General features: G+C 66.3%; 1 pseudogene. It reads left to right on the top strand.

Annotation, left to right across the window (positions count from 1 at the left end):
* Positions 1–55: 55 nt before the first annotated feature.
* Positions 56–1,336, top strand: a pseudogene (locus R5W23_RS08185) (IS701 family transposase); the annotation flags it as partial.
* Positions 1,337–1,467: the final 131 nt, after the last annotated feature.

Below are 1,467 nucleotides of genomic sequence, written 5' to 3'. Positions count from 1 at the left end.
TACTACTCCGTTAGAGGTCGGAATCGACTCAAGGGATTCGGACCTCTAATGTTGCATGAAGACCTACACTCCGTGCCTCGAACCTGCGGTTCTCGACCGGCTCCGTGAGTACGCGGATCTGTTCGCGGATGAGTTCCCCCAGTCCAAGCCCGCCGCGTGGGCCGGTGTGTACCTCCAGGGGTTGCTCCTGGACGGAGAGCGCAAATCCATCGAGCCACTTTCGCACCGGGTCCGGCTTCCTGAGGGGCTCTCCTCCACGGACCCCGAGCAGCCGCTCCAGCAGTTCGTCAACCAGAGCCCGTGGGACCACGACGCGGTTCTCAAGCGGTACCGGGCTCACTTGGCGCACACGTTCGCGTCCCCCGACGGGATCTTCCTGTTCGACGACGTCTCGTTCCCCAAGCAGGGCACCCACTCCGTTGGCGTCCAGCGGCAGTACTGCGGGGCGTTGGGCAAGAAGGCCAACTGCCAGGTCGCGGTGTCCGTGCACTACGTCAGCCCCAAAGGGCACTACCCGCTGGACCTTCGCCTGTACCTGCCGGATTCTTGGCTCACGGACGGTACGCGGCTCGATAAGGCGGGCGTCCCCAAGGACCAGCGGCGCGCCTTGACCAAGCCCGAAATCGCGTCGGAGTTGTTGGACCGGGTCCGGGCCGAGGGGTTGCCCGGTCGGTCCGCGGTGGCCGATGCCGGGTACGGTGTTTCGGGACCGTTCCGGGCCGGGTTGGAGCAACGCGGGCTGACGTACATCGTCGGCGTGACCGGAGATTTCGTCGTGTTCACGGAACAACCGACGTGGGACCGGCCCGAGCCCGGTCGCCCCGGCTCGGGCCGGCCCCGCACACGGCCGCCGTTGGCCCCAAGCCGTCCCCGGCCTGTAGCCCTGAGTGCATTGGCCGAGCGGGTCCGGCGGCAACGGGTCGATTGGCGTGAAGGTACCAAGGGGATGTTGTCCGGGCACTTCGCGTGGCTCCGGGTGTGGCCGGGCCACGGGTGGAAGACGGGCGACTGCGCGGACGAACAGCCGTTATGGGTGCTGATCGAGAAGCCGGGCGACGACGGCCCGTTGAAGTTCGCGTTCTCGAACCTGCCGGCGGGCACGAGTCGGATCGGGGCGGTGCGGTTGTGGAAGAGCCGGTGGCCGGTGGAGCAAGGGTACCAGCAGTTGAAAGAAGAGTTGGGGTTGGACCATTTCGAGGGCCGATCGTGGCGCGGGTTCCACCACCACGCGGCGATGGCCCTGTTGGCCTACGGGTTCTTGCTCCTGGAGCGGCACCGGGCAACGGAAGAACGCATGCAGAAGAAGGCCGCCCGCCCCGAGCGGGTAAAAAAGGGCTACCGAGCCGGTGCTCACGTTACCCGGCATTCGGCGCGCGTTGCAGCGCCTGCTGATGCCCTTAGCCAAGCCCGACTGTACCTACTGTCGAGCGGCCCACCAACACCCGCTCAAAGAGTAACGGAGTAGTA

This window comes from Gemmata algarum (assembly GCF_034097035.1).
GTDB classification, from domain to species: domain Bacteria; phylum Planctomycetota; class Planctomycetia; order Gemmatales; family Gemmataceae; genus Gemmata; species Gemmata algarum.
This window is presented reverse-complemented; position numbering and strand designations above follow the sequence as displayed.